The sequence below is a fragment of the Bradyrhizobium sp. CSA207 genome, assembly GCF_029051685.1.
Lineage (GTDB): Bacteria > Pseudomonadota > Alphaproteobacteria > Rhizobiales > Xanthobacteraceae > Bradyrhizobium.
This window is the reverse complement of record NZ_JAACFT010000066.1, coordinates 1-22,244: the sequence shown is the minus strand read 5'-3', so window position 1 is coordinate 22,244 and position 22,244 is coordinate 1. Positions and strand designations below refer to the sequence as shown.

13 protein-coding genes and 11 pseudogenes are annotated in these 22,244 nt (G+C 61.2%); 9 read left to right on the top strand and 15 right to left on the bottom strand.

Going from position 1 to position 22,244, the window contains the following annotated elements:
• Positions 1-178 precede the first annotated feature (178 nt).
• The 4 genes and pseudogenes from GWG65_RS38830 to GWG65_RS38815 all read right to left on the bottom strand — a co-directional run.
• Complete coding sequence (locus GWG65_RS38830) at positions 179-1,243, bottom strand: IS630 family transposase (RefSeq protein WP_275200689.1); 1,065 nt, start codon at positions 1,241-1,243, stop codon at positions 179-181.
• A gap of 379 nt (positions 1,244-1,622) precedes the next feature.
• A complete protein-coding gene (locus GWG65_RS38825) occupies positions 1,623-2,411 on the bottom strand; it encodes a CmcI family methyltransferase (protein ID WP_275200688.1) in 789 nt (262 codons plus the stop codon).
• A 205-nt stretch (positions 2,412-2,616) separates the two neighbouring features.
• Positions 2,617-2,735: pseudogene (locus GWG65_RS38820) on the bottom strand (transposase domain-containing protein); the annotation flags it as partial.
• A 687-nt stretch (positions 2,736-3,422) separates the two neighbouring features.
• Positions 3,423-3,644 (bottom strand): annotated as a pseudogene (locus GWG65_RS38815) (transposase); the annotation flags it as partial.
• A gap of 40 nt (positions 3,645-3,684) precedes the next feature.
• Between GWG65_RS38815 and GWG65_RS38810 the strand changes: the two are divergent.
• The 3 pseudogenes from GWG65_RS38810 to istB all read left to right on the top strand — a co-directional run.
• Positions 3,685-4,045, top strand: a pseudogene (locus tag GWG65_RS38810) (transposase); the annotation flags it as partial.
• Between the two features lie 8 nt (positions 4,046-4,053).
• Positions 4,054-5,049 (top strand): annotated as a pseudogene (locus GWG65_RS38805) (IS21 family transposase); the annotation flags it as partial.
• A pseudogene (gene istB, locus GWG65_RS38800) lies at positions 5,046-5,705 on the top strand (IS21-like element helper ATPase IstB); the annotation flags it as partial. The pseudogenes GWG65_RS38805 and istB, both read left to right, overlap by 4 nt.
• A 6-nt stretch (positions 5,706-5,711) precedes the next feature.
• On the opposite strand, the gene GWG65_RS38795 reads toward istB, so the two are convergent.
• A complete protein-coding gene (locus GWG65_RS38795) occupies positions 5,712-8,297 on the bottom strand; it encodes a recombinase family protein (protein ID WP_275200687.1) in 2,586 nt (861 codons plus the stop codon).
• Positions 8,298-8,317: 20 nt separating this feature from the next.
• Between GWG65_RS38795 and GWG65_RS38790 the strand changes: the two are divergent.
• Positions 8,318-8,494: pseudogene (locus GWG65_RS38790) on the top strand (ATP-binding protein); the annotation flags it as partial.
• A 205-nt stretch (positions 8,495-8,699) separates the two neighbouring features.
• Complete coding sequence (locus GWG65_RS38785; RefSeq protein WP_275200690.1) at positions 8,700-9,740, top strand: IS110 family transposase; 1,041 nt, start codon at positions 8,700-8,702, stop codon at positions 9,738-9,740.
• A gap of 342 nt (positions 9,741-10,082) precedes the next feature.
• Here the strand turns inward: GWG65_RS38785 and GWG65_RS38780 are convergent, their stop codons facing one another.
• The 3 genes and pseudogenes from GWG65_RS38780 to GWG65_RS38770 all read right to left on the bottom strand — a co-directional run.
• Positions 10,083-11,576: a 3-hydroxyacyl-CoA dehydrogenase NAD-binding domain-containing protein gene (locus GWG65_RS38780; RefSeq protein ID WP_275200686.1), complete on the bottom strand. Its 1,494-nt coding sequence runs from the start codon at positions 11,574-11,576 to the stop codon at positions 10,083-10,085.
• 506 nt (positions 11,577-12,082) lie between these two features.
• Positions 12,083-13,294: pseudogene (locus GWG65_RS38775) on the bottom strand (hypothetical protein); the annotation flags it as partial.
• A 161-nt stretch (positions 13,295-13,455) separates the two neighbouring features.
• Positions 13,456-13,778: pseudogene (locus GWG65_RS38770) on the bottom strand (transposase); the annotation flags it as partial.
• A gap of 929 nt (positions 13,779-14,707) precedes the next feature.
• On the opposite strand from GWG65_RS38770, the gene GWG65_RS38765 reads away from it, so the two are divergent.
• Entirely contained in the window at positions 14,708-15,322 is a 615-nt protein-coding gene (locus GWG65_RS38765) for a hypothetical protein (RefSeq protein WP_275200685.1), read from the top strand.
• 263 nt (positions 15,323-15,585) lie between these two features.
• On the opposite strand, the gene GWG65_RS38760 is transcribed toward GWG65_RS38765, so the two are convergent.
• The 4 genes and pseudogenes from GWG65_RS38760 to GWG65_RS38745 all read right to left on the bottom strand — a co-directional run bounded on the left by GWG65_RS38760 (position 15,586) and on the right by GWG65_RS38745 (position 18,729).
• Positions 15,586-15,915, bottom strand: a complete 330-nt coding sequence (locus GWG65_RS38760; protein ID WP_275200684.1) for a transposase — start codon at positions 15,913-15,915, stop codon at positions 15,586-15,588.
• A gap of 110 nt (positions 15,916-16,025) precedes the next feature.
• Positions 16,026-17,794, bottom strand: a pseudogene (locus GWG65_RS38755) (IS1634 family transposase).
• A 41-nt stretch (positions 17,795-17,835) separates the two neighbouring features.
• Positions 17,836-18,026 (bottom strand): annotated as a pseudogene (locus tag GWG65_RS38750) (IS110 family transposase); the annotation flags it as partial.
• A 490-nt stretch (positions 18,027-18,516) separates the two neighbouring features.
• Entirely contained in the window at positions 18,517-18,729 is a 213-nt protein-coding gene (locus GWG65_RS38745; RefSeq protein ID WP_275200683.1) for a hypothetical protein, read from the bottom strand.
• A gap of 99 nt (positions 18,730-18,828) precedes the next feature.
• Here GWG65_RS38745 and GWG65_RS40565 point away from each other — a divergent pair, with 99 nt between their 5' ends.
• The 3 genes from GWG65_RS40565 to GWG65_RS38735 are packed head-to-tail and all read left to right on the top strand — an operon-like array spanning position 18,829 to position 19,420.
• Positions 18,829-19,008 (top strand): autoinducer binding domain-containing protein, encoded by a 180-nt coding sequence (locus GWG65_RS40565; protein WP_342760713.1) that lies wholly within the window; start codon positions 18,829-18,831, stop codon positions 19,006-19,008.
• Entirely contained in the window at positions 18,957-19,223 is a 267-nt protein-coding gene (locus GWG65_RS38740) for an autoinducer binding domain-containing protein (protein ID WP_342760712.1), read from the top strand. The genes GWG65_RS40565 and GWG65_RS38740 overlap by 52 nt, the downstream gene beginning before the upstream one ends.
• A gap of 38 nt (positions 19,224-19,261) precedes the next feature.
• On the top strand, positions 19,262-19,420 hold the full coding sequence (locus GWG65_RS38735) for a LuxR C-terminal-related transcriptional regulator (protein WP_275200682.1): 159 nt from the start codon (positions 19,262-19,264) through the stop codon (positions 19,418-19,420).
• A gap of 247 nt (positions 19,421-19,667) precedes the next feature.
• On the opposite strand, the gene GWG65_RS38730 is transcribed toward GWG65_RS38735, so the two are convergent.
• From GWG65_RS38730 to GWG65_RS38720, 3 genes and pseudogenes are all read right to left on the bottom strand, one after another.
• Positions 19,668-20,411, bottom strand: a complete 744-nt coding sequence (locus tag GWG65_RS38730) for an outer membrane beta-barrel protein (protein WP_275200681.1) — start codon at positions 20,409-20,411, stop codon at positions 19,668-19,670.
• Between the two features lie 217 nt (positions 20,412-20,628).
• Entirely contained in the window at positions 20,629-20,943 is a 315-nt protein-coding gene (locus tag GWG65_RS38725) for a hypothetical protein (RefSeq protein ID WP_275200680.1), read from the bottom strand.
• 1,125 nt (positions 20,944-22,068) lie between these two features.
• Positions 22,069-22,244, bottom strand: a pseudogene (locus GWG65_RS38720) (IS701 family transposase); the annotation flags it as partial.

The following is a 22,244-nucleotide window of genomic DNA, read 5'->3' as shown; positions in this document are numbered from 1 at the left end:
TTGCGTGAACAACGGACGTATCCGTTTCTTGATCTCTCGAAGCGACGCCGCCCACAACGCAAGCGTCTCCTCGATCGACGCTGCTGGCGTCCACGACCTCCGAATCATGGTTACCCATGGATTCAGACATTTTCAAACAACGCAACTGTAATGCTAGTTCCAGAACTAGTACCCGGAATCAGAGCTGAGTGATACGGCGGCCTTTGAAACGGCGTGGGTGGACTTTTTTCTTGGTCCAGACGAAAGGCGTGGCCTTTTCGTTGTATGCGTTGATGTAGGCATCGATGTGCTCCTGAAGCTGCTTGAGGCTTGTGAAGGAGGTGCCGCTGAGCGACTCTCCCTGCAAGATCGAAAACCATACCTCGACCTGATTGAGCCAGGACGCACTTGTCGGCGTGAAATGAAATTGCACGTCGGGGTGAGCCTTGAGCCAAAGCTCGTTCTTCTTGTGGGTGTTGAGGTTATCGAGGATGACGTGAAGCTTTCGGCCCGGAAAGGCCGCGATGACGCTGTTCATGAAGTCGAGAAACTCGACACGGCGACGGCGTTTTGAATGCGTTGCGATGATCTTTCCGGTCGCGACCTCAAGCGCCGCAAACAGCGCTGTCGTGCCATGCCGCTTGTAATCGTGGCTCTGACCGGTCAAGGCGCGGCCATTGGGCAGCTTCAGATAGCCCTGCGCTCGCTCCAAGGCCTGGATCGAGGGCTTCTCGTCCACGCATAGCACGATGGCCTTCGCGGGCGGGGCGACGTAAAGGCCGACAACATCGGCGGCTTTGGCGGTAAAGTTCGGGTCGTTACTCTCGCACCAGGACTTGCGAGCTGCGAGGTCGATCTTGTGGCTGCGCAGGAACTGCCAGACATATTGGACGTCAACATCGCCCAGCGCCTCGGCCAGCAGAGGACCCGTCCAGCGCGCAAATCCTTGCGGGGGCGGCTTATCCAGTAGTTTCAGAATCCGCTTGTCGGTCGTCTTCGTATAAATCGGTTGTTTGCCAGGCCGCGGCTTGTCTTGCAGCCCTTCAAGGCCATGGTCGGCATAGCGACGCCGCCAAAGGCTCACAATCCGCGGCTGGACCCCAACTTCCTTGGCGATCGATCGGGTGCTGCGCCCGTCCGCCGCCAACAGAACGATCCGCGCCCGCTTCAAATCACGCTGCAACGTCACCGGTGAGCGACAACACGCCTCAAGCACCTTGCGATCTTTCCTCGAAAGGTGGACTTCTCTTGCTTCGGGTATCATCCAGATCTTGAATCACGACTCACGATCCAAGAAAAGTGGGTACTAGGCGCATACATAGAAGCTCCACATCGGCTCACAAACTCAGCAGCCGATAGGAACTGTCCATCTCCACGCTTCTTTCTCATCTATCTCGACGCATCTTCTCTCGACCCGTTCAGGAATGTCCTTCCCCGGAGTTCGGCGGACGCTTCGTGGGGCGCCATATGCTATCCGCAAAGTACAACCGCCCTGTACAGAGGCGCTCTTACCAGAAAGATCGGGTATTTCTCGATGCTACCCGATCTTGACGCTGCGCATTCAACAATCCTGGCCGAGAGCACACTGCATCGCGCAACTATGAGTGCGATGATGTTCCAAGCCCGACACTATATCGACGGGCTTACGATTTTCGGAGCCATGCATTTGAAGCACAAGTAACGTTAGTACCGAACGCGTCGGTATAATACGTATCAACCAAGAATCCTGCTTGCTCGATCAACTCGAAGCCATCGATAATTTCTCTATTTGCGAACACGGGATTGTCTTCGATCACATAGTAATCGCCTGATATCAGAAAGTTTTTCAAGTAAGAAAACACCGAAAATATTTGCACGTGCGCGTCGTCGATTACAAGCCAGGGATGAGGCAGGCTTACCAGCAAATTTTCGTCGAAGTTCGCGACGTCAGAAAGATCAACTTGATGAAAAGTAAGCAGTGGATGCTTTCTTGCATTGTCATGGACTAGTTTGGTATACAGGTCGAAGGAGTGAACTTCACCGGGCTTCTCGCAAAGCACTGACATATTATCAGCGAACCACAATCCGCTGCCCCCTTGGCATGAGCCGAGCTCTATAATTGTCTGTGGCTGAAGTTCCCAAATGAGCCTTGGATACAGGGCCAGATCAAAGGGAGTCTTGTAGATTATCAACCCTCTATAAGTCTTCGCCAGTGCTCCAATTTTGGTGGAGCGCCGGTCACCAGTCCATGGGTAGATAGACGACATCCACTTTCGATCGGAGGGCTTTGCGAAGCGATCAGAATCATCAGCATTCAGGACAGCCCTTATTCCGTCGAGAGACCCCGGGATAAAAAGTTGTCCGCTAAATCCGTCAAGTCCAAGTCTCATCTGATCGGGGTAGCTCTCGTGACCGGCGTCCCAAAAGGCTTTGTGTTCGGTAGCGACTTTCATAGATGATCTCCGTGCTGCGGCTGCCTCCTTATCGAAGCAAGTGGCGTGCCACCTGCTGAATGAGATGCACGCTAGCTTAGGGAAAGTGAGAAACGTGTAAATGACAGGATTCCAAGGGAACGGTCTGCGTGCTTTGTCCGCTTCAGGACATCGGTGCTATCAATCGGACGTGGATGGTACAAAGTAAGCGCCAAGCTGAGGCCGTTCAGGCTTTGAAGTGCCAGGGCATGAGAGCATCGATCTGAGAGATCGGCCAGCCCTGCGCGATTCGTTCAAGAGTTTGCGTGAGCCAAGCGTGCGGACAACATCGTTCATCTTCGCGGTTTATGCCGAGTGCCGAACTATGCCAAATGGGCTTGTTTTCTCCGAGATTCACCGTTAGCGGCGTGTAATCGGCTCGGCATAGTTTATCTTGTCCTTCCGCTTTCAACTGCGGAAACCAGGATATGATCGCAGAAGAGTATTTGCGCACGAGCCGACTATTCCGCCACCTGAAGAGGAGACCTCACGGACAGCTCGTCGAGCTCTACGCTGCGCGTCTCGGCAAGGACGAGCGCGCTGGCCACGGCACGTGGCGATGAACTTGGTCGGCGGTCTCTTCAGCTGGATCAAAAGATACGGCCTGAAGCTAACTGATCTCATGAGCAGATGGCCGAACGGTGCCTCAAAAGTATCGGGCGGGGAAGAAACGCATCCAGCCAGGTGATCGGGTGGCGCCGAAGCCGTTGCTATTGGCGTTGCGCGAGTACGCTTATGATTGCACCTGGGCTGCTGCCGCCGATCAGCCCCGAGGGACCAGATATTCAAGGGGTTCGGTTATTACTTGCGACAGGAACGCGGGCTGAGGTCCATCATCTCCCATGTCCCAGCCGTTCGCCGCTTTCTGCCCGAAGTGCCCGTGCGGGCACCGACAATGTCGGCAACATCAGCCAAGAACGCGTCACCAGCTACATCGAGCGCCACGCCCGGGATGAGAGCGCAGGATCTGGGAAGCGGATGTGCTGGTGGCTGTCCACGGGAGAGCTTGGCGAGCTGCTCCCGCATATAGACCTGAAGATCGTCGACCAGGGGCCCGCTCAGCGCCCACCGCACCTGAAGGCGGTCCTCAGCGCTCTTGCCATTGATGGAGCGCTCGATCTCGAACAATGCATCGATCCGGCGCACGACCTCGATCGCGATCGGAGACAGCGGGATTTCCTTTCTGCCGGCGGCCTTGCGCCGCGCATTCTCTTCACGCCGTGCATGGACCTTATGTCGAGCTCGACATAAGGTCCATGCACGCCGCAAGTTCTTCGTGCTCGCCGACATCGCCACCAATCTTAAGCGCGGAAAGAACGCCACGCCGATCTCCCCCATTGCGCTCGAGGCGGTCAAACGCATGGACGCGTGCTCGATATCGAGCGCGAGATCAACGGTCTTGCCGCCGGCGAACGCCTGAAACGACGCCAGCAGGACAGCCGGCCTGTTGTCGACGGCTGGGGGAATGGATGCGGACCGAGCGAGCCAAACTATCCCGCAGCTCTCCGGTCGCCGAGCCGATCGACTACGCACTGAAGCGCTGGGAGGGGTTTACCTCCTTCCTCGGCGACGGGCGAATCTGCCTGGGCAACAACGCCTGCGGCGCGGCAATCAGGATGGAAGTGGTGGCGAGAGCTTCGTCGCATTGGCCGAAGGGCTGCAGAATGCCCTGTGGTCGCTCGGTGGGGCACCGCGGGAGCATCGGACCGACAGCCTGTCGGCCGCCTTCTGCAATCTCGATCGCAATGCGAGGGACGATCTGACCAGGCGGTACGAGGACCTCTGCGCCCACTACGGCATGCGGCCTTCCCGCAACAATCGCGGCATCGCCCACGAGAACGGGGCGATCGAGAGCTCGCATGGCCATCTCAAGCGGACGATCGCCGATGCGCTGCTGTTGCGCGGCACTGCCGACTTCGATGATCTCGCCGCCTATCGCGGCTTCATCGACGAGATCGTCAGCCGCCGCAATGCCCGCAACGCCAAGCGGATCGACCACGAGCGTGCCACCCTGCAGGCGCTGCCAGATCGCCGCACCTCGGACTACGAGGAGGTGATTGTCCGCGTGACGTCAAGCGGCGGCTTCACTTTGCGCAAGGTGTTCTACACCGCGCCGTCGCGTTTGATCGGGCACCAACTGCGGGTGCGCCTTTATGACGATCGTCTCGACGTGTTCGTCGGCGGCACCCATCTCGTCACCCTGCCGCGTGGGCGGCCGCATCCCAACGGCAAGCACGACCAAGTCGTCGATTATCGGCACGTGATCCATTCCTTGCGGCGCAAGCCAATGGCGCTGCTCAATCTCGTCTACCGTGATCGGTTGTTCCCGCGCGATGCCTATCGCCGAACCTTCGATTGCTTGCGCGAACGGCTGCCGGACAGGAAAGCCTGCCGGATCATGGTCGATCTGCTCGCACTGGCCCATGAGCGCGGCTGCGAGGCCGAACTCGCCGATCAGCTCGCGACCGAGCTTGATGCCGGCCGACTGCCCGACCTCAACCGGCTGCGCGCTTACTTCGCGCCCGATCCGGCCTGCGTGCCGCACGTCGTGGTGCAGCTCGCACCGCTCGCCACCTATGAGTGCCTCGTCGGTGCCGGCGAGATCGGAGGTGCCGCATGAGCACGGCCAACACCATTGACACCGCGCGCCTCAATCTGTTGCTCAACGAGTTGCGGCTGCCAGCCATCAAGGTGCTGTGGCCGCAATTTGCCGAGCAGTCCGACAAGGAAGGCTGGCCGGCGGCCCGCTTCCTCGCCACCATTGCCGAGCACGAGATCGCCGAACGCGGTCGCCGCCGCGTCGAGCGCCATCTCGTCGAGGCGCGGCTGCCCGCCGGAAAGACCTTCGACAACTTCGACTTCGAGGCTGTGCCGATGATCTCCAAGGCGAAGGTGACCGCGCTCGCCGCCGGCGATGGTTGGCTCGGCAAGGGCGCCAATCTGCTGCTGTTCGGCCCGCCCGGCGGCGGCAAGAGTCACTTGGCGGCAGCCATCGGCCTGGCCCTTATCGAGAACGGATGGCGCGTCCTCTTCACCCGCACCACCGATCTCGTCCAGAAGCTCCAGGTGGCGCGGCGCGAGCTCAATCTCGAGGCCGCCATTAACCGCCTCGATCGCTTCGACCTCCTGATCTGCGATGATCTTGCCTACGTCACCAAGGACCAGGCCGAGACCAGCGTGCTGTTCGAGCTCATCAGCGCACGCTACGAGCGGCGTTCCATGCTGATCACCGCCAATCAGCCCTTCGGAGAGTGGAACAGGGTCTTCCCGGAGCCGATGACTTCATGATGCCTCCTTCTTCGAACGCTTGGTGCGTCGTACCCGATTGCGAAGCTGACTGATTTGTTGGTCTGAGAGCTCGATCTGCCATGGCTGGCCTTTGGCTAACTGACGACCTGCCAGCAATCCGCGCGCGAGATAATCGAACACCGTTTGCGGGGTTACTCCAAGCTCAGCCGCTGCGCCCTGAATCGAGAAGCTGCCGTCGGGCCACCGCATGGGATTCGCGCCGACACCGTTGATCTTGACGGTGGGAATGCCCCAGCGGCTGCGCAACACCCAGACGTTCTCGCCTTTGAAGGCACAGCCTCGGGCCGCAACGAAGCCTTCCTGATTGAGTATTGCTGCGATCTCGCCATCCATTTTGTGTTCAGCATTCAACTCGACGATCCGTCGCCGCAACCGATCAATGTCGATGTAGTTGCGGTAGGTGTGAACGCGCCGTTGGACGTGATGCTCGCTGGTTGCGCCGGTCTGCCAGACGATCTTGAGCCACACCTGACCTCGGGTCCGCTTTTGATCAAGAACGACTTCGCGGATGACAAATCGCAGAATGCGCTTGCGATCGGCTGCCGACGTGGTGGCCGCATTCCAAATCCGCGGCAGATTCTCGCCGAGCGCTTGTAGCCCTGCGCGTTCCGCTGGGCCAATCAGGAGCGGCTCTTGCGCGCGCCAACGCGCATGCTCCTGCTCGACCGCCTCGACGACACGCAGCTTGTCTTCCCAAGCCCGCTCAAGTGAGCGCGCCACAAGACGGTTCTCGGGCTCTACGGCGTCATACTGACGCCTAGCGCGCTCGGCCTCGTAGCGGGCGCGCTCCACGCGAAGCGCCCACTGGCGCTCGAGCTGACGGCTCTCTTGCTCCAGTTGGCCCGCCGCCGCGAGTGCGATCGCAATCTGATCCGGCACCAGGGCATCGAGGACCACCCGCTCGACCAGCGCGTCAACCGCCAAGGCCCGGACTTCCTGACATAGTGCACTGCCTTGCTGGTCCCGATCCGAGCGGCAGCAATAGACCGGATAGTCGGCATTCGGGCCCGTGTAGCGCATGCTCATGCGCCGTCCGCAACGGCCGCAGATCGCAATTCCTTGTAACAGGGCTGCCCCCTTGCGCGGTACGCCAGAGTGTCCTGCCTCATAGCGGAAGACGTTATCTGCCAGTCGCCCCTGGTTGGCCATGAACTCCTCCCAGCTGATATAGCCTGGGTGAGCGGCGTGGAGGCAAACCGCCCAATCCGCGATCGCCACCTTGACCGTTCCCGTCAGCGATCCCGGCCGGCATCGGCTTGGATCCTTTTGCCGGCGGCCATAAACATACGCCCCAGCATAGGCCGGATTTTGAAGGATACTAAGGACGCGTGCACTATCTGGCGCACGCCAGACGATCTCGTGTGGAGATGGTCCAAGCAGCGGTCGAACCGGCAAGAACAATCCGTTCCTGTCCAAGTACCGCATCACACGGCGAGCGCTTTGCAGTTCCCGGAATTTGGCGAACACGAGATGAAGACGGGCCTGCACCTCCTCATCGGGATTGAGAATAATTGTGCCGACTCGATCATAGGCGAGCCCGGCTGGCAGGGGCAGCCGCAGTTCGCCCCGCGACGCCTTCTGGCGTTCCCCTTGGTGAAGGCGCATCCGAAGCTGATGCAACTCCGCCTCGCTCATGATGCCGGACAAACCCAACAGCAGGCGGTCATGGTAGGCGCGCGGATCGTAAAGCCGCTCGCCATCCGCAATGAGCACGCCGAACACCGAGCACAGTTCGAGAAGCTGATGCCAGTCCCGGTTATTGCGGGCCAAGCGAGAAGCGTCGAGGCTCACCACAAGACCGGCGTTGCCAAGGCCGATCTCGACAATGAGCTTCTGGAAACCATGACGATCCACAGCGCCAGCGCCGGATTTGCCCAGATCCTCGTCGATGACCTGGACGCGCTCCGGCGGCCAGCCCAGACCGATGGCGCGATCGACGAGGCGGTACTGCAGCTCCGTGCTCTCCTGGTGCTGGCGCACCTGGTTCACAGATGATTGCCGCACGTAGACATAGGCCAACTTGGCTCGGTGCGCAGTCGTGAGCCGCTCGTCAGCGATGGTCGAGCTGATCAGCACGATCCAGTCCCCTTTCCGGGCGTGCCGGGAGCCGCTTGCATTCGCCGCAGCAGCGTGGCGAGGACTTGAGCGATCTGGGTTTGCGTCGCGGTCGACAGATTCGGCCACAGGCGCGGAATCTCGGCCGTCGGACGGCCAGTTGGATTTGCCAACGTCGGCAGGGGTCGATACGCAACGCGACCTGGAAGCGGTCGGTGGGTCATCGCGAATCACCTTCTTGTCGAGAAGGCTCAGACTCGCGCTCAAATGTTGCATCAATGGGATCAGCGTACGTGCACTGATGCGCGGCAGATCGGCGGCATTCGGGCGGGAAGTGATTGGTATCTCGCCAAGATCCGTCGACGCGATCCGAACCGCTCGCCGCCGTCCGTCCGGCAGCGCGACAACGACGTAGGCGGGACCGCGCCCCGACCGCTCCTTCAGCACCTCAAGCCGGTGCCCAAACAGAAAATGATGGGGGTCGGTGATCGTGACGTGAGACACGAACCGCTCAAGAATAGGGGTACTCTGTCGTGTTCGGTGATCCTGCTATGACGCTCGCCGCCATCGATCGCCTCGTTCACCACGCCACCATCGTCGAGATGAACGTCGAAAGCTATCGCAGGCGCACCGCGCTCGAACGGAAGCGTGGTCCAGGGCGACCATCCTCGCACGCGACACCAAAAACACTCGCTGATTGACGCTCCGCGACAATCAGAGCGAACAAAACTCTTGCGCGCGACAATCATCGCGGCAATCATCACCTCGCCGCGACACCGACTCGCCATCCTGATTGTCGCGCGCTTCCCATCCAGATTGATGGTGTGGAACGGCCCCGTAACCGACAGCATCAAAGTGCTAAAACGTGGTCGTTGCTGGCAACGCCACAAGGTAGGGAGCCGTTCCGTGAATCAGATTAGCACCATCGGCCTGGATTTGGCCAAGAACGTTTTTCAAATACACGGCGCCGACGCCGAGGGCGCGCCGATCTTAAATCGAAAACTGCGTCGGGCCGAAGTGCTGCGCTTTTTCGAAAAGCTTCCGCCGTGTCTGGTCGGCTTGGAGGCGTGCGGCAGTGCCCATTATTGGGCGCGCGAGATTGCGGCGCTCGGTCACGACGTGCGCTTGATCCCGCCGGTTTACGTAAAGCCGTTTGTGAAACGGGGCAAGACGGACGCTGCCGACGCCGAGGCGATCAGCGAAGCTGTGACCCGCAAGACCATGCGTTTCGTTCCGATCAAATCGGCCGATCAGCAGGCGGCGGCCATGGTTCTGAAGACGCGCGCTCTTTTACTCCGCCAGCAAACTCAGGCGATCAACGCGCTTCGCGGGCATTTGTCGGAGTTGGGCATTATAGCCGCCATCGGCACGGCGAAAGTAGCAGAGTTGATCGAGATCGTGCGTGACGATGAGGACGTTTGCCTGCCAAAAGCCGCCCGCTTGGCTTTGGCCGAAATCGCCGATCAGATCGAGGCATTGACGGGCCAGATCGATAAGCTCGAACGAGGGATCGTCGGCGAGGTGAAGCGTGACGAGGACATGCGGCGGCTGATCACAATTCCGGGCGTTGGAGCGATCACGGCGGCTTCCGTCAAAGCGCTGGTCCCGGATCCCGAAGGATTCAAATCCGGCCGTCACTTCGCCGCCTGGCTGGGACTGACGCCAAAGCCCCATTCTAGCGGCGGCAAGGAACGGCTCGGCGGCATATCGAAAATGGGCAATCCGACGCTCCGCTCGCTGCTTGTTTGTGGCGCGACGTCGATCCTGCGACGCGTGAAGGGCAACGAGAAAGCGCCGCGGTGGCTAATCGCGCTTTTGGCGCGACGGCCTTTCAAGGTAGTCGCGGTCGCGCTTGCCAACAAGATCGCGAGGATCATCTGGGCGCTCCTCACCAAGGGCGGGAGCTATCGAAATACTGGCGCAGCAAGCGGCGCAGCACGTGCCTGAGCCGAACGACGACCAGAACAGACTGCCCGGCGCGTAGCCGGACAGAGGCGAGGTGCATAATAGACGATGACCCCACGGGACGAAATCCCGAGGCGAGAGAGGCCGGCGCGACAATGCGCTTAAAGCGCGTCAGATTGATCAGCCCCTCGCGTCGCGAATTTCATCGAGGCCAGCGGTCCACGACCGCGCTGAAAGGCCGGACATATGACCGCACCGGTCCCGGAGGACGAAATGTCTAAAAAAGCACTTGCCCGCGGGGCCGTTCCACATATGTCGCGCTATACCACAGCCTGATTCTCGCGGGAGCTTGGCGATCCTCGCGTTCCGCCGGTAGGTCCGCGCTCAGCGCAGCTCGATGCTTGCGCCAGCGCGGTCCGGACGAGGTAGCTCCGCGTGCAGCCGCGCCAGTGCCAGCAACTTCTCACGCACGTTCCCCTGGACGGGTCCGCTGCGCCCAGTACCGGCTTTGACGTGAAGCAGCATCTGCTCGCCCGTGGCCGCCGGTCCCTCGTCACCTACGCGCGAGAGCACGTGGAAGAGCTGGAGGCGCTTGTCGTCGGCGCCGAGCACCTGCGTGAGCACTTGGACGCGCTCACCTGCAGACAGGGACCGAAGATGGAACAGGTGGCTCTCGACCATTTGGTAACTGCCGCATTTTGAGCGGTACTCGTCGTCGATGCCAATGTAACGGAGCAGGGTGCCGGTGGCATTGCCGAAGAGCTGGACATAGCAGCTCTCCGTGACTTGGCCGTTATAGTCCATCCAGTCAGATGGCATCTGTTGCGTCGGCATCCGCAGAGGACCGGGACCATTATTGAGCGGGAGAACGCGGTCGCGCAGCCCCTGTTCCCACCGTGAGAGCGTCTCGCCCGCGCTGTAACCCTGACCACGCAATCCCTGCAGCATGGCCACGAGGCAGTCGTCGCGCTTCTGTTCGAGCTCAGGGACGGTTAGGTTCTCCGACTGTGCATCCAACTGCTTGGCGAGTTTGTCCAGGAGACCGTCTGTAAGCTCGGGGACCTCAGTGAGTCTCGAAGACCCCGACTTCAGCGAGGGTCCGAATAGCTCCATGGCGCGACGTGCGCTTTGGTGGGGGATGGCCATGCGGTAGGTTTGCATCGGGCCCAAGATCGGCCGGCGCAGTCCGAAGGAGTAACGGGCGGCGTCATCGACCTCCTGCACGGTGGCCACGTCGTCATGCACCAACCAGAGCGCCTCGCGCCACACCGCCTCCTGCAGCCGGTTCGCGATGAACCCGTCCACCTCTTTACGCACGACGAGCGGGTGCATCCCCACGGATCGGTAGATTTGCGCCGCCCGCACCAGCGCATCGGGCGCCGTGCTCTGTCCAGCGCACAATTCAACCAGCGGAAGCAGGTGCACTGGGTGAAAGGGGTGCGCGACGAGCAGGCGCTCGGGGTGGTCCATCTCCGCCTGCAGTAACGAGGGCCGCAGCCTTGAGGTCGAGGAGCAGATCAGGGTCCCAGGCGCGGCCGCTCTGCCGGCTTCCGCGAGCAGCTGCTGTTTGAGCTCCAGGCGCTCCGGCGCGGACTCCTGCACGAGCTCCACCTCGCGCACCGCGTCCGCGACCGACTGCACTACTGTCAGCGTCCCCTCGGCCGGTAGCGGGAACACCGTCAGTCGCCGATATGCCCGCCGCGCGTTGGCCAGGATCTTACGCACGCGCTCGACCGCACCAGGCGACGGGCCATACAGCCGCACGTGCACCCCATTGAGGACAAATCGTGCGGCCCACCCTCCACCGATCACCCCACCTCCGAGCAGCCCGACCGCTCGCGGCCGCCCCTCACAAATGAGGTTTGAACATTCGGACATGAACTTTGACCCCTCAGGCATAAACTTTGCTCTCCGCCTCGTGCGGGCCCGTTACCGACGTCCTCGAGAATCTGTACCGGCCCCGCACGACTTCGAACCAGCCCGAGCGGTTCTCACCGGGAACTCTTCGCGACAGGGCCGCTGCGAACGCCTTGCCTGTGACAGTACGCATCTAGCAATCGGCGTGCCACCCGCGTAGTCCCGGCCGGCGTTCCTAACCAGAGAAAAGAGGTAGCCCGCTCTCGGACTGACGCTGCGGGTTGTCGGAGTTACAACATCGCCGTCGTCAACCACACGGCTGGCACGACAACTTGGAGCCTACGTGAGGCCGGTGTCGCTCGTGCGGAGGTTGATATGGCGACCTCACCGTCGAGCACTCGATTAGCGCATCGTCCGCCGTCATGGTTCTGGCCTGTGGTGCGATAATAGTGGCCTGGTGATGCACGGCTAGAGCTGTTAGAGCCGTGGTGGTTAGTTCTGAGCACCGCGCACAATGGTCTAGCCGGCGCGTAGCGGCGACAGCTGGCTGCCATGGGCTCCGGCACGGTGTGCTTGTGATTGCCGCTCATGCCTTGATGCGCGGCAATCCGCTCGCCCTTGTGGAAGATCTCGACGGTGCGGGCGGTGAACGAACCTCGACCTCGGCACGGGCGAAGCGATGTGGAACGCTGTAGTAATGCTTCTCCACCTCGACGTGGTAGTCGAGGGACGCGGCGGAGACGCCACTCGGCGAGCACGGAGGGGCCGCGCTCATGGGCCAGTGCGAGCAGATCGACCATGATCCGGCAGGCTTTCCTGTCCGGCAGCCGTTCGCGCAAGCAATCGAAGGTTCGGCGATAGGCATCGCGCGGGAACAACCGATCACGGTAGACGAGATTGAGCAGCGCCATGGGCTTGCGCCGCAAGGAATGGATCACGTGCCGATAATCGACGACCTGGTCGTGCTTGCCGTTGGGATGCGGCCGCCCACGCGGCAGGGTGACGAGATGGGTGCCGCCGACGAACACGTCGAGACGATCGTCGTAAAGGCGTACCCGGAGTTGGTGCCCGATCAAACGCGACGGCACGGTGTAGAACACCTTGCGCAAGGTGAAGCCGCCGCTTGACGTCACGCGGACAATCACCTCCTCGTAGTCCGAGGTGCGGCGATCTGGCAACGCCTGCAGGGTGGCGCGCTCGTGGTCGATCCGCTTGGCGTTGCGGGCATTGCGGCGGCTGACGATCTCGTCGATGAAGCCGCGATAGGCGGCGAGATCATCGAAGTCGGCAGTGCCGCGCAACGGCAGCGCATCGGCGACCTGGCCCACTTCGTGGGTCTGGCGGAAGATGACCTCCTGCTCCTCGCCGTGGATCGCCCGCCAGGCGCGGATCCGGCGCTCGAGCGTGCGGCGGATTCCAGCCCCCAGCTCAGGATGGCGTCGGAGCATCTCCTCGAAGATGGCCACGGGCCGCACGCCGGGAGTCGCCTTCAGCATCGGCACGACCTCCAGGCCGAAGACGTTGGCCAAGGGATCCGGCCAGCGCCTTTGCCGCGGTGACTTCTTTTGCGACGGGCTCCTTCTCGAGCCGAGAAGCGGTCGACGAACTGAACGACGCCTTCGCGGCCGCCTCTGGCGGCGAATTGGTTTGACGGAACTTCATGTACAGCCTCATCTGGTGATCGGTGACATGGCAGCCTGGAAACGGGTGATTCCTCTTTGGCGAGAAGAACCATCCATCACCGGCCAGCCGCGATCACCAGACGGCGCGGTCCGCTCGGATCGCGCCGTCGCCGGGCTCGTAACTCCGGTCGGGCTACGCCCTCCCTGCGTCACGAGCCCGGCGAAGCTCTCTCATCCTGATTGACGCTGCACTTCCATCCTGATTGCGGCGCTGCACCCTGCGTCCACGTCGCCTGCGCATAGGTGAAGTTCGAGGCGTCGAGCACGGCTACGAAGACCTGCGCCGTCCTCCGCTCGCCGGTGAGGCGGTCGACCACCACCGGCACGTCCTACCCCGCGCAGTCGACGAACAATTTGTGGCCGGCCGCGTGCGACTGGCGCATCATCACCGACAGGCGACCTTGCCAGGCGCGGGAGAGCTCGCAGAAGCGCGAGTAACGGTATCCGCCGGGCTCGGCGGCAATGTACTCCTCCCACAGGATCGACAGAGTCACGTGCTTGCGCTTGAGCTCGCGGTGCGCCGCCGCCCAGTCGGGCTCGGCGACGCGGCGGTGACCCAGCCAGTTGCCGTTGCCGGTCTTGGCGAAGAGGCGGGCCTCCAGGCCGCGTCCGTGAGTTCGTCGGGCAACGCCAGCTCAGGCCTGCGGCCTCGAACCGCCGGATGGTCAACGCACCGTCGAGAGTGCCGCGCCCATCCGCCGGGCAATCTCGCGGCTCGGCAGCCCAGCCACCTTCATCCTGATCACATCGCGCACGGCGCATCGCAAGCCTCTCCGTCGGCATGCAGGGTCTCCTTCGTAAAAGCCGAAAGGACGGACCCTACGCGAGCCAGAAGAGGGCGCATCACCCCGGCGACATCATCCTGGAATGCCGGCCGCGATCGTCTCGGAACGGGTGGGCGACTTCAAATCGGAATGGTGGGCGAGATTACATCGGAACGATGGGCGACATCTAGCGGAATCCCGCTCATCGAGCAAGTGCGCGGGCTGCCGAATGGAGCCAACCGGCTGCGCGCCTACGACTCAAGATGCCGGAACACTAAGCCAACGCGAACTTCCTGGGTCCGGCTCCGACGACTGTGTCTCCCAGCTTAAGGGATGCTTGGTCGGAGGGTAGGTGCGCTGGAGCAAGCGCGATTTTCAGCGAAGCACTACGTGTGGGTCGACGGCATCCATGTGCAGGCCGGGGTCGAGGGAGCGACGCAGTGCCTGCTGGTCATCATCAGTGCCACGCCGGAGGCAAAACTGAGCTAGCGGGCCTGCGCCAGAGTGCGTAATCCTGCAGGAAGCTCCTCCTCCACCTGAAGGGGTGCGGTCTTGCGACTGCGGGGCGCGCTCGGCTTCTGGGAGGCGGGTGTGTTGCCTCAAACCCGTGGCCAGCGCTGCTGGGTGCACAAAAACCGCCAATGTGCTGAACAAGCTTCCGAAGAGCGAGCAACCGAAAGCTAAGCGGGCGCTTCAGGAGATCTGGATGGCCGAGACCAAGAAGGATGGGATGGCTGCCTTCGACTTCGTTGAAACCTGCGGCGTCAAATGTGACAAGGCAGTCGAACGCCCGATCAGGGATCCCGATGCGCTGCTGGCTTTCTACGACTTCTCGGCCGAGCAGTGGAAGTACCTATGCACGACGGATGCGATCGACAAGCGATTGTTCCTGACGAGCCGACGATTGCGAAAGTCGCTGGAAGTCCATTCTTTTGTTCGGCCGGGCTGCGGATCATTCTTCCGTCCCGGCCATCGATCTCGCAGCCGCCGCGCGCAGGGGCGGTCAAGGTTGGCCGCATTTGCGGCCAGCGCAAGGCTTGGCCTTGACCGACCCGAGCACGGTGGCAGGCTGCCTGGAACGGACTGGCCAGCTCGGCTGGAAGTTGCTGTCAGCCGCGATTATTTGTCGGGCGCGGGCGACTTCGTGGCGAAGCGTGACGTGTCGACTGCTAGCGTCACCGGAGTTCCTATTTTGTCTTGCCGAACTGAGGCGCCCGCGCGCCCGCCTTTGGCGGACACGGTTTCCATTGCGACACGAATCGCTCGCAGCTTTGTTCCGCCTGCGCGACAATCAACATCTCGTGGTCTCGCAGCGCCTTGATTTTGTACGCATAGGCTGGTCCACGCCCGCTGCCTTTCTGTTGCTGATGTCCGGCTTGAAGTTGCATCGCGCGGGTCTCGTTGGCGACCACCGCCGGGCGCGCCCACAGGTATTCTTCGCCCCTCGTCAACAAAATGCCAGCAGAGCACAGTGAGCTTGCGAGCCACGGCCACCGCGGCGATCTGATGACCGCGCCGCACGCGGATGCGCACGAAAAACGCTGCAGTGGACCGGCCCGTTGGCCGCTGCCCAGGCCGCCTCAATCAGCATGGCGCGCGCGTGACTGCGCCCGATCTTGCTGATGCGGCCGTGATCGGCGGTCTCGACTGCCGCACCCGCGGGTTCAGCCCGAAATAGCTCACCAGCTTCTGCGGGCTGTTGAACCGGCTGATGTCGCCGATCGCCGCCACGATGCCGGCGGCGACCGTCAGACTGACGCCGGTGATCGCCATCAATCGGTTGACCGCGCGGAATTGCGTCCTGCGCAATCTCGCGGTCGAACAGAGCCAGGTCTTCCGCCAGCCGGTCGAGCTCACGGACGTGCCGATCGATGTGGCCGCGCGCTCGTCGTCCGCCAACTGTTGAGCGGCCAACCACGCCCGGCCGCGGGCGTTGAAAAGATCGGCACGCGGGCACTTCGGGATTAGGCCGTCTTCGCGGATTGGTAGGTTTTGAAGCTACCCGTTCGTTGTAAATCAAGGGCTTATGTCAAAAGGTCTTCACTACGGCGGCTGGCTTGGGTGACTGCGGTCGAGGTTATCCTGGGCGGTGGCTGCGGTGGCAGTCGGAGCTTCAACCGGTCGATCAAGAGCTGGAGTTCGGGTTCGGGATGGGTATAGCGCGTGAGCTTGATCTCGCGCCCATCCGTGGTCGGTAGATGCACATCGATCATCTGGACGGCGGCGAACTTTTCGAGCGCGCTGCGCGCAGTGAGGCCCGGCGCCAGGGCATGAAGCCGGCGGGTCAGGGTGATCTGCATGCAGTAGGCCAGAAAGGCGATGAAGATGTGGGGCTTCGATCCGCTTCTCGTCCTGATGGAAGACCGGACGAATCGCCAGATCACCCTTGAGGTTGCGGAACGCCTCTTCGACGCATAGCTGGGCGGGATCATTTTCGGTGAGATTGGTGCGTAACAAATAGCGGCCTTCGCGCCGGCGTCAGCAGTTTTTTGCGATTGAGCGCGAAGGTGAAGTGCGAGCGTTCCTTGTCGATCTCGACGTCGACCAAACGCCAGGCGGCCGGCGCTTTGGAGCGCGCGCCGCCGAGTTTCATCAGCAGTTCTTCGCGCGAGATTTCCATGGCGGCGATTTGCCGGAGCCGCTTCCACAGCCATTTCAACTGCCGCCGCCGCATCGCGCGTTCTTTGCTGACCCGATCATCACTTTGGGCGACGACGTAGAGCTCGCCGTCCTCGGCCAACGGCTTGACCTTCACGCCCTCGCGCGCGTCCTGCCAGGGCTTTTCCAGCAGGTGCTTTTCCAGCCGGTTCAGTCGTCCCTTTGGCGTTCCCACCAGATACTGCACCGGCGGATCGCTGTTGCGCATCTCGGCCAGCACCGCCTCGGTCGGCACGCCGCGATCCATCACCCAAACCCGCCGCGCCTTGCCGTATTGCTGCTCGATCTTGCCGAGGAACATCCGCAGCGTCTTGCTGTCGGCAGTGTTGCCGGGCAGCACCTCGTACGCCAGCGGCAAGCCGTCGGGCATCACGACCAGCGCGATCACCACCTGCGGGCAGTCCGGCCGCTTGTCGCGGCTGTAGCCGTGACGGCGCTTGGTCCCTTCCGGCAAGTCCGAGGCGTTGACCTCGAAGTAGGTGCTGGTCAGATCATACAGCAGCACGTCGAAGTCGGCGTTGAACAGATCGCGCCAGCGCCCGACCAGATGCGAGAACAGCGCGTCCTTATGCTCGAGCACCAGATCGTGACAGGCATAGAGCTTGTATTCTTCCGCCAGCCCGAAGTCCGCTCCCAGGAGATCAGCCATCGCGCTGTTGCCGAACCATTGGCGATGCAGACGCCATTCGCTGCCCGGAGCGATCAGCCGGTAAGTCGCGAGAACCTGAAGGATCTGGTCCCAGCGCGTCTTCTTCTGGCTCGGCGGCAGCCGATCGACCCAGAACCGATCGAGCTGAAGCTCCTGCCACAACTGTCCGGCCAGCCAGCAGGCGCCCCATTGCCGCGGGCGGTGAAGCCGCATCGCGGACAGCCGAAGCTGAACGACGGAGGCGTCACTTGCGACCGCATCGGATCGATCCTCCGGGAATAGCGCCAGCGTGCGCGAGCGGCCGGCATCCTCGTCGAACACCTCGATCGCCTTGCGCCACGCCGCCGCCTGCGAGGAGTTGATCTCGCCGAGATACAGCACATGCCGCTGCACCACCCGTCCGTCATCGAGACGCTTGTTCTCCACCAGGTTCCAGTAGTGGTGCGCCTCGCCGTTCTTCTTTCGCTCGGTGCGTCGCAGAAACATGATGCGGCGAATCTATCCGCACCGTGCCTGGGTTCAGGCGTCCAGATCTGCGGCAGGTATCCCGCCGCGGCAGGCTGGCGAGCGGGCCGGCATCGATGGTATCGGTCTTGCGTGAGGCTTGGGCGATCGCCTTCACCTGCAACTGATTGACGATACTCACCCGCGCCACGAATGGCGCTAGAACTCGCGACATCGCCATGCTGTTGCCGGCCGCTTCGAGCGCCACCTCATCCGCTAGTCATCAGGGTCTTGCCAAATCCCTCCACCGGAGTTCTAGCCGCAACCGGGCGAATCGCGGAGGCGGCCAGCTACTAACTCGAGCTCTCGCGTCATCGCGTGTATCGGCCTGCCCGCACCTTCGAGCTCCCGGTGACTCTGTCCCGATAGTCGCACCATACGCCACGATGTAGAACACCGCAGCGGAACGTTGGCACCAAGAAATCTCATACCAGTTACGAACGTCATCGGAAGTGCGTTCGCAACCGTGTGCCACCGCGCCGTGAGCTGCAAGGGATGTGTCTCCAACAAGCTCAGCTCGCGCCTGATCCCTTCCGTCGCCAAATCCGGCGATAGCTCGGTCGCGGGTTCGATCGCCTCGTTCTGCACCCGTAATAGAATTGGGTTGTCTCCGACGGAGTTGCTCAACAGGGCGCCCAACCAACGCCGCTCCACGCACCCATGAAAATGAGAGATTCCGGGCTGGCACCTCCAACGAACCGTGCTCACGTCTTCCGAAGCCACGCATTTGGAGCACAAGTAAGATTGGTGCCAAACGCGTCGGTGTAGTAAGTGTCGACCAAAAATCCTGATTTCTCGACCAACTGCAAGCCATCGATGATCTGCTTATTCGCCTCTATGGGAACTTCTTCAATTACATAATAATCTCCTGACATTAAAAAATCGTTCAGGTAACGAAATACCGAAAATACTTTCACGTGTGCGTCGTCGACCACAAGCCAAGGGTGAGGCAACCTTGCGGGATTTTATCCAAAGGCTCAACATCTAAAAGGTCAAATCCACCGCCCGTAGGAGCGATGAAGTTTCCGCCCGACTGGTGCGAGCGCTATTTTGAACGCAAGTACTACGCCATCGATCCGGTGGTCCGGCGGGCACCAATGCTTTCGGGCCGTTCCTGTGGGACCAACTCGCCGAACAATATCAATTGCAACCCGGCGAGCAACGTGTCCTGGAGGAGGCCAGAGAGGCAGGCGTAAGGCATGGGATCAGCGTGCCATTGTTTGGTCCTGCGGGCCGAGTGTCTGTGGTATCGTTTGCGTCCCGCTTCGACGATGCCGATCCTCAGGGTCATGCGAGGCGTCTCAACGCATTGGCCTGGCACTTTCACATCGCATTTGCGGAGATCGCCCGACCCGCGGACGGTAGCTGCGACAGGAAAGTCAACTTGTCCGAGCGCGAAAAAGTTGCCTGAGATGGGTGGCGGAAGGTAACTCGTCGTGGGAGATCGGGATGATACTGGAGATCAGTGAGAATACGGTCAATTTTCATCTGAAGAATGTGATACGGAAGATGGGTACGAACAATCGGACCCACGGCATCGTCAAGGCGATTCGCCTTGGTCTTATCGAATTCTCGGCGCCAGCTCGGGCAACGCCGACGCTAACATAGCTGGATGTGCGGCGTCCGCTCGGAAGGCTTGTCCGTAAGAATGGCGAGCGACGTTCTGAAAAGCGAACCAGCCGCGCGCTGAGTTGGGACGGCCAGAAACCGCTGCCCTGGTCGAAGGGAAAGCCTGCGGCAACTGCCGAAACATGCGGAAGGCGCGAAGGTGCCTTTGCGCGGCAGATAGATATCTTAGGAAAGAGCCCCGATCGTGGGCCGGGGCTCTCGATCTACCCGTTTGAACGCGATGGGATCAGTATTTGAGAACCACCGGCCAGCCGAACTTGTAGTTGAGTCTCACGGTCACGAGATCGAAATCCTGGCGGATGCGATCGCTGCCCAGCGAACCAGCAGCGGTAGTGAAGTTCACGTCGCCATCCCGCATGAACAGGTGGTCGTACTCGATGCTAACCGACCAGTTCGGCGCGAAGCCGAATTCGATCCCGGCGCCCAAAGCACCGCCCCAACGGGTGCTGTCGGCGCTCGCAAGCTGCGCGCCCGTGAGTGCGGAGCTGATCTGATAGGTATTGCTCGTGACTGCGGCGCCGCCTTTGGCATAAATCAGTACGTTGTCGAGGGTATAGCCGATCTGCCCCGTTACCAGGCCGAACCCATCAATCTTGGTCTGGTTGACATCCGAAAACGCGACGCTGACATTCGAGCCGGTCAAATCAGCCCAGTTCCCCTGGCCTTCAACTCCAAGCACGATCTGGCCCATCTGCCATCGATAGCCGATCTGGCCACCAACGGTCGCGCCGGTCGTATCATGACAGCCCTCGGGCGTGCCGCCATTGAAATCCCAGCAATTCGAGCTTGAGCCCAAGCCACCGTTCATACCGAGATAGTAGCCGCTCCAGTCGTAGATTGCAGCCGCGACAGGCTCCGGAGCTTTGGTGTAGAGAGGCCGGACGGGCTGCGCCGCCAGATCCGCGCCGAATGCGGGCGCCACCGCGCCAAGCGCCACAATGCTCACAGTCGCAAGCAACAAGTCCTTCATGTCTACTCTCATCTCTTGAGTGCCCCGAGCCCCGTGCGTCTTAGCAACGTCCGCGCGAATTGCTGTAACTGCACCGCAACATTCGCGCCTAAAGCAATCGTCGAACCGAACGCTGCGTCAGGTTGCGGCATTTCAGATCATCTCCAACCGCTTCGCAATGCTCGGTCGCGTGCGAACACAGGTAGCTTAGGTGTTGACGAAAAGCGGGCTGCTGATCTCAGCGGATTAAGCGCACCGCAAGCCAGATGATACCCAGCCACACCGCAACCGAGAAGAGCAGAGCGCTTTGCAACGTCCTTGCTCTTATCCTGTGGCGCCATCGAAGGAGCTGCGATGCGCAACCGGTGAAGCGCCGACCCCGTACAACAGCTATCACTTCATCATAATCTGCCAACCGGAAGTGAGAGCGATGCTTACGAATATACGCCAGCCGCTCAGTGGGTGAGAGGCACTGTGCCCACACCTCCCATGCCTCATCATCAAACCACGCGCTATTCTCAAGGACTTCGGCGAGGCGCTCGTCAGGCTTCATGATGCATCCGCTGTACTGACTGTCGCGGATCGAGTTCTACGAAGGAAGTCTCACCTTCGAAACCTCTCAGTTCAGGTAGGCTAGTTCAGCGAATCGAACTCGGCCAGGAAGCAGTGGTCACGGTCAACGCGGCGTTGATCCTGACGCGAGATGAAATTCGAAGTCATGCAAGGGCTCTGGATCTCTCTTCTCGTCCAGTGCAGACCGCGACGGACATCGAAGCGCCGTAGATGACGAAGGAGAGTGAAAGGGGCTCCTTGTCGACGCTGCCGCAATCGTGCTCGCCGTCGCATCCAGTTCAAGCGCTATCTCGCGTGCCAGACATATCTTCTCCGCGGTTCGCACCAGCGCTGATTGGAATTCGGTCCGGCAATTGCTTCCGCACATGCTAAGTTCGCACAGATGTACGTTGTCAGGCCGGGGCGCTTGCGAATCCACCGCCGCCGACCTGATGATCCGTGAACGGCCGACTCGCAGTCTTCACCGCTCAGTTGTCTCCGGTCAAATCGGCGATCAGTCGCACTTTACACCGTGCTGTTGGGACTGACTCCACGCGAGCACGCGCGTGGCCTCCACTCTGCCTTGCCTAATCCAACGCCGCCGAAGAAGATCATAGTAAGAAAAAGGAGTGCTGTCGTCATCTCGATGTCCAAACCGGGGATTGCTTTGATGTGTTACGTCACACTCCGGCCATCGGTGGTTGACTAGTTGATCGGCGCGAGGCGGCGGATGCCTGCTTCCTACAACGTGACGCTACGTACGATTCAAGTCCCTTCGGCTGCTCCGAGCCAAAATGTATTCTAACTCGATGTGGCCTGCAGCAGCAGTGTGCGCGAGCCAGGCATAGTCTGCAGATGCGCGGAACGGCCGACGCCATGATCGTTGTAGGAAACGACATTCGTTATGGGCTCATACCTGTGGTTTGGTCAGAGTGGTGCGCTTGTCTCGGCGGCATTTCCCACCCGCCCTAGCATTACAGTTGCTTTTTTGCTTTGACGTGCGCGCGCTGAGCGGCAGCCTGGTGAGCTCTGCGCCAGAGCGACCATGCGATCATGTGTGCGGGCTGGATGCGCTTTCGAGCGAGTTTGATGGCAATGCGGCGGATTTCCTGGATTGACCAACGGATCAGCGGGGCCGTGGTAATGTTTTGGCTTTTGCCGGGGGGCGGCGTTTTGTTTTTTTGGGCGGTGGCGGGTTAGCGCGATGTCGGATCGCGGCCATCATGGCGAAGGCGAGCATCACCAGGGACACGTGACGGTGCCAGCCATGCCAGGATCTGCTCTCGTTGTGATCGAGCCCGA

Coding starts and splice junctions, on each gene's coding strand:
- GWG65_RS38830 (WP_275200689.1), bottom strand. CDS start 1,243: ATGATACCCGAAGCAAGAGAAGTCCACCTTTCGAGGAAAGATCGCAAG.
- GWG65_RS38825 (WP_275200688.1), bottom strand. CDS start 2,411: ATGAAAGTCGCTACCGAACACAAAGCCTTTTGGGACGCCGGTCACGAG.
- GWG65_RS38780 (WP_275200686.1), bottom strand. CDS start 11,576: ATGTCCGAATGTTCAAACCTCATTTGTGAGGGGCGGCCGCGAGCGGTC.
- GWG65_RS38765 (WP_275200685.1), top strand. CDS start 14,708: ATGGCCGAGACCAAGAAGGATGGGATGGCTGCCTTCGACTTCGTTGAA.
- GWG65_RS40565 (WP_342760713.1), top strand. CDS start 18,829: ATGAAGTTTCCGCCCGACTGGTGCGAGCGCTATTTTGAACGCAAGTAC.
- GWG65_RS38735 (WP_275200682.1), top strand. CDS start 19,262: ATGATACTGGAGATCAGTGAGAATACGGTCAATTTTCATCTGAAGAAT.
- GWG65_RS38730 (WP_275200681.1), bottom strand. CDS start 20,411: ATGAAGGACTTGTTGCTTGCGACTGTGAGCATTGTGGCGCTTGGCGCG.
- GWG65_RS38725 (WP_275200680.1), bottom strand. CDS start 20,943: ATGAAGCCTGACGAGCGCCTCGCCGAAGTCCTTGAGAATAGCGCGTGG.